Source organism: Prevotella amnii DSM 23384 = JCM 14753 (genome assembly GCF_000378745.1).
In the GTDB taxonomy this organism is placed as follows: domain Bacteria; phylum Bacteroidota; class Bacteroidia; order Bacteroidales; family Bacteroidaceae; genus Prevotella; species Prevotella amnii.
Window position 1 is genome coordinate 1 of sequence record NZ_KB905326.1, and the last position, 5,193, is coordinate 5,193.

Annotated in this window: 9 protein-coding genes and 1 pseudogene; 7 read left to right on the forward strand and 3 right to left on the reverse strand. The window is 47.6% G+C overall.

Annotation, left to right across the window (positions count from 1 at the left end; all coding sequences use genetic code 11):
* The 7 genes and pseudogenes from F596_RS11715 to F596_RS0110440 all read left to right on the forward strand — a co-directional run.
* A pseudogene (locus tag F596_RS11715) lies at window positions 1-87 on the forward strand (conjugative transposon protein TraK); the annotation flags it as partial.
* Window positions 88-91: 4 nt separating this feature from the next.
* Window positions 92-385, forward strand: coding sequence for a hypothetical protein (locus F596_RS0110415; protein ID WP_026302408.1), 294 nt, complete (start codon window positions 92-94; stop codon window positions 383-385).
* Window positions 378-1,640 (forward strand): conjugative transposon protein TraM, encoded by a 1,263-nt coding sequence (gene traM, locus F596_RS0110420; protein WP_024992807.1) that lies wholly within the window; start codon window positions 378-380, stop codon window positions 1,638-1,640. The genes F596_RS0110415 and traM overlap by 8 nt, the downstream gene beginning before the upstream one ends.
* A gap of 44 nt (window positions 1,641-1,684) precedes the next feature.
* Window positions 1,685-2,635 (forward strand): conjugative transposon protein TraN, encoded by a 951-nt coding sequence (gene traN, locus F596_RS0110425; RefSeq protein ID WP_019036909.1) that lies wholly within the window; start codon window positions 1,685-1,687, stop codon window positions 2,633-2,635.
* A complete protein-coding gene (locus F596_RS0110430; RefSeq protein ID WP_019036910.1) occupies window positions 2,629-3,207 on the forward strand; it encodes a conjugal transfer protein TraO in 579 nt (192 codons plus the stop codon). Before traN ends, F596_RS0110430 begins: the two co-directional genes overlap by 7 nt.
* A gap of 12 nt (window positions 3,208-3,219) precedes the next feature.
* A complete protein-coding gene (locus F596_RS0110435; protein WP_019036911.1) occupies window positions 3,220-3,705 on the forward strand; it encodes a DUF3872 domain-containing protein in 486 nt (161 codons plus the stop codon).
* Window positions 3,692-4,198: a glycoside hydrolase family protein gene (locus F596_RS0110440; RefSeq protein WP_024992838.1), complete on the forward strand. Its 507-nt coding sequence runs from the start codon at window positions 3,692-3,694 to the stop codon at window positions 4,196-4,198. The genes F596_RS0110435 and F596_RS0110440 overlap by 14 nt, the downstream gene beginning before the upstream one ends.
* Window positions 4,199-4,443: 245 nt before the next feature.
* Here F596_RS0110440 and F596_RS0110445 read toward each other — a convergent pair whose 3' ends face one another.
* From F596_RS0110445 to F596_RS0110455, 3 genes are all read right to left on the reverse strand, one after another.
* The gene (locus F596_RS0110445) at window positions 4,444-4,662 is read right to left on the reverse strand and encodes a hypothetical protein (protein WP_004338368.1); all 219 of its coding nucleotides are present in this window, start codon (window positions 4,660-4,662) and stop codon (window positions 4,444-4,446) included.
* A gap of 4 nt (window positions 4,663-4,666) precedes the next feature.
* Window positions 4,667-4,948, reverse strand: a complete 282-nt coding sequence (locus tag F596_RS0110450; RefSeq protein ID WP_004338369.1) for a hypothetical protein — start codon at window positions 4,946-4,948, stop codon at window positions 4,667-4,669.
* Between the two features lie 31 nt (window positions 4,949-4,979).
* Window positions 4,980-5,193 (reverse strand): DUF6926 domain-containing protein (locus F596_RS0110455; protein WP_019036803.1); only part of this gene is annotated, 214 nt, incomplete at its 5' end.

Genomic DNA, 5,193 nt, shown 5'->3' on the forward strand with positions numbered 1-5,193 from the left:
GTCCGCTCGGACAACAATCCGCAGGGCTTCCTCATGGAGCAGTTTATGGTGCGACAGAATCAAGACCTCCAAACCTATAAACGATAGCACGATGAAAAGGACAAGGGGATTTTCATTCGCACGGTACTATCTGAGGGCGCACTTGTGGCTCCGCCATCATTGCGACAGGCTCACGGCAAGGCAGCGCAAGCTGATTGTGTTCGGATTAAGTTTTGTCTATCTCGTCTGTTCCTTAGTGATGATAGCGCAGTTTTTCCTGCCGCACGATAAGGAGGAAAGACTACCTATCCCCAAGGGAAAAATAATAGACAGCGACATCCATACAGATAGCGTATTTATACGACTTTATCAACAATATTCAACTAACAGTAATGAAAATGGATAATAAACAGAAAGAACAACTGAAAAAAGGACTGGTATTCGGTGGGCTGGGACTGCTTTTCGCCCTCTCGATGTGGTTCATATTTGCCCCGTCGGGCAAGGAGAAGAGCGCAGCGCAGCAGGGACTGAACGACAGCATACCGCAGGCGACTACCGAACAGCTGACGGGAAACAAACTTAAAGCCTACGAATTGGGCGACAAGAGCCGTCAAGACGAACAGACACGCGAGGAGATGGGCAGACTTTCGGATTACTTTGATAGTAATACCGCCCCCTCCTCGGAAAGCGAGCGTGCGGAAGCAGCCGCTTCGACGGCAAAGATTGAAAGCTCGATGCACCGCTATGAGGAGAACAACCGCCTGTTGAACTCTTTTTATGCGCCCGACCCCAATGAGCAGGAACGTGAGGCACTGCGCTCGGAGTTGGACAACCTCAAAAAAGAGTTGGCAGCCAAGAACGAGAATGAGGATGCGGAGGAGAAGCGACAGCTCGCCCTGATGGAAAAGAGTTACCAAATGGCGGCAAAGTATCTGCCACAGTCTTCTTCAACTACCAATGCTGCCCACGCTTTTACACCCGCAAAGGAAAAAGGTGCTTTGAATATACCGGCAAAACCGCAAGCGTCTTCAACGGGTTCTCTCCCTGCAATGGAGGTCTTGGCAGAACGCAAGCAGGTAGTGTCTTCGCTCAACCAGCCGCAATCTGACGAGGATTTTATCAAGGAATATGGCACAAAGCCCCGCAATTTAGGCTTTCATTCGCTCACGAGTGCGGTTTCTGCCGTGTCCCGTAACACGCTCAGCGTGGTGGTGGACAGGACGGCAACCCTTAAGGAGGGCGACAATGTGGCGTTGCGCCTGCTCGAAACTGCCAAAGTGCAGGGCTTGCGCATTCCCCGCCAAAGCCGACTCATTGCGAGGGCTAAGATTGAGGGCAACCGTCTGCACCTGCTCGTTAAGAGCATTGAAGTGAAGGGACGGATTATTGCCGTGAAGCTCTCGGCATACGACACAGACGGACAGGAGGGTGTGTTCATTCCCGGTTCGGAGGACATTAACGCCCTCAAAGAGGTGAGTGCGAACATCGGTGGTTCGATGGGGACTTCCTTCACCTTTGCTTCCTCTGCCAAAGACCAAATCATCTCGGAGGCAGCTCGTGGGGTGATGCAGGGCGCAAGTCAGCTGCTCCAAAAGAAACTCCGCACCGTCAAGGTAACACTTAAAGGCGGCTACCGACTGTTCTTGGTTCAGTCAAAATAAGCATATCAATCAATAAAAATAGCAATAACAAAATAACAACAACAATGAAAAAATGGATTTTTTCGGCTGTCCTGCTTGCCACGATGGGAGCGTCAGCCACTGCACAGACAACGATTTCAACCCTCACGCCCGACCGTCCGCTCTCATCGGGAGAACTCTTTCAAGGCATGAGCAAGGCAATCCCAAACGGACGCATCGTCCTGCCATACGGCTTGGAGGTTACTTTTGAAAAGACGGTGCATCTGATTTTTCCTGCGCCTGTCCGCTATGTAGATTTGGGTTCACAGAACATCATTGCCGGCAAGGCGGAGGATGCGGAGAACGTACTGCGTGTGAAAGCTGCCGTCAAGGACTTTGAGACGGAGACCAATATGAGCGTGATTTGCGAGGACGGCTCATTTTATGCTTTCAACGTGAAGTATGCCGATGAGCCAGAGAAACTCAGCGTGGAGATGAAGGACTTTCTGTCGCCCGTCGAGGGACGTTTGCCGAGCAACCGTGCGGACATCTACTTCAAGGAACTGGGTAACGAGTCGCCCGTACTCGTCAAGCTGATGATGCAGACCATCTATCAGAATGACAAACGCTATATCAAGCACATCGGGGCGCACCAGTTCGGTATGAAATTCCTGCTTAGGGGATTGTATGCGCACAATGGCTTGCTATATTTTCATACCCGAATAGACAATATGACCAATATGCCGTACTCGGTGGACTTCGTTACGTTCAAGGTGGTGGATAAAAAGGTGGCGAAGCGCACCGCCATTCAGGAACAGGTGCTGCAACCACTCCGTGCCTATCATCAGGTGAATTACATCAAGGGAAGGCACACAGAAAGTTCGGTGTTCGCCTTGGAGCAGTTCTCGCTTTCAGAAGATAAGCAGCTTGAAGTGACGCTTTATGAGCATAATGGTGGACGAACGCTTACCTTCTATGTCGAGCCGCAAGATTTACTTTTGGCTCAGAAGATTGATAACCTAAAACTCAAATGGTAATGAAAAAGTATCTCTTTCTACTGACGTGTGCGGTGGCAACGACGCTGCCCACACAAGCACAAAGACTGATTCCAAAGCAAAAAGGAATAGAAATAATAGGCAACCAGCCAATCATCAAAGGCGAAAAACTCTTTGCCAAAGACAACTTCGGCATAGGCATTTCGCTCACTCGCTATCTGAAGCGTGAGAATTATTCATTTCTTACGGTAGAATATGAGCAACAAAATATGCCGTATCGCAGCTATGATGTGAAACTCAAAGATGCCTTCGTGCATTTGGGTTATATGCAGCCTATTGTTTCTGACAATGGTAAAAATGTATTTGCCTATGCTGGAATATCCGCTTTGGGTGGCTATGAGGAACTTAACGAAGATAAGAAACTACTTCCCGATGGCGCAAAACTACTCGATGACTCTCACTTCGTCTATGGTGGAGCGGTGCATCTATCCATAGAATGTTTCTTATCGGACAATGTGCTGTTGCTACTCAAAGGACAGGGACGCATACTCTTTGGTACGGATGTTCATCATTTTCGCCCTGCTGTATCGGCAGGAATCAGGTTTAATCTATAAATGTAGGGAACAATGAAAAAGAAAATTTTTAATAGTATATGGGTAATGGGAGTACTTGCCCTTGCCGTGTTTTGTTTATCTGCTTGTGATAGGGAGTTGGATGTTCAGCAGTCTTACCCGTTCACTGTCGAGACGATGCCCGTTCAGAAGAACATCGTCAAGGGACAGACGGCAGAAATCAGGTGTACACTCAAACGTGAAGGCTACTTTGCCGACACTCGCTACACCATCAGATATTTCCAGCTGGACGGGAAAGGAACGCTAAGAATGGATAATGGATTAGTCTTTAAGCCCAACGACCGCTATCCACTCACAAAAGATGTGTTTCGACTCTACTACACCTCCGCTTCGACAGACCGACAAACCATTGATGTGTATGTGGAGGACAACTTCAAGCAAATCGCCAAACTGTCGTTCAACTTCAACAATGAGAAGGCGGAGGAAAAGGGAAAGTCCACCGCAGTAGTAACCAAAGCCTTGAACGATGCGAACAGCTAAACGCTTTGCTTTATTCTGTATAATGTGCTTGCTCTGCCAGCCGTTCTTTGCCCAGCGCAGGGTGCGGCTGGCGGACTTGCCACCTTTTGAGCGTGCGGTGGTCGTCGTGAAATACTTCGAGGGGCTACACAGAAAAGGTTGCTATCCGTATGTCGGATATGGTCATCGGTTGCAACCAAGCGAGCATTTCTTTTCCAATATGACGGAACGGCAGGCGGACTCCCTGCTCCGTGCCGACCTATGGAAATGCTTTGAGCATTTCAAGGGCTATGGCAAGGATGCACTACTGCTTACCTTGCTTGCCTACAATATAGGCATAGGTCGTTTGCTCGGTTACGGTAATCATCCCAAAAGCCGACTAATACGAAAGATAGAGTCGGGCGACAGGAACTTCTACCGTGAATTTGTCACTTTCTGTCGATATAAAGGCAAGGTTCTGCGAGGACTTGTCAAACGACGAAATGTGGAGTTTGCCCTGTTTTATATACCCTGATTATCAAATACACCCCTTGCGACTTTTTTATGCTCCGCAAGGGGCGTTTTCTTGTCGTTTTAGTCGCCTTCTTCGTTATGATTGAGTAACTTTGCAAAAAATGGAAATTGTCAGACTTTTTGTATGTAATTAAATTATAATGCAATTATTGCGACTTTCTTTTGCTTCTTTTCTTTGGTCGCCTGCTCGTTCAAAGAAAAAGAAAAGAAGCCACGCAATTTTTTAAGGTTGCGTGGCTCATTGTGTTAGGGATTTTCGGTTGTTTCAATTATCCGCTCTTCGGGGTGGGTATCGAAAGCCCAATTGATTTGTTCATCGGGCAGTGTGCTGTGTATTCCTCTGCCCATCACCATTCCACAATCTTCAAGGATTTTCCGCTCGGCTTCCTCTCGGTCTGTGGCTACAACCTCAAACACACCTTCAAAAACGTATTGGGTGCGTACTCTGTAAACTTTCCTTTCCATATTTTCAAAACTCAGCGATTAGTAATCTGTGTTCCATTGGTTCACCATTCGATAGCCAACGGTGGGTTAGCCAAAAATGATGTGCGCCGTAACCATAGACAAAAAACTTGTCAAGTTCCGTTTCTTGGGAGATTTGAAGGAGTGCGGTCTGCAACTCCTCCTTGTTCTCGGCTATGCTTATGGCATTGATAACTCTCACGATGATGTTGGGTATTTCATCTGCCCACGAGTTGTTGAGAGCTTTGCTCGAAAAATTATGAATAATGCCTTCTACTTGTACTTTCATATTGTTGTCGTTTATAGGTTGATGTTTTTATTTACTCTCTGCAAATAAGGGCGCAGTCCTCTACCTCGGTGGGTAGTCCAAAGGCTGGAACGTGGGTAAAATAAGGTTGCATATTCCCCTCTATGTCTGTGTGGGGCGATATAACCTCCGCTTTGGTGTCCTTACTCCATTGGTCTGCGAGTGCGATTTCTTCGTCTGTCAGTCCTGTACTATCTCCATTGATAAGGTAGCCTAAACTCCACGTT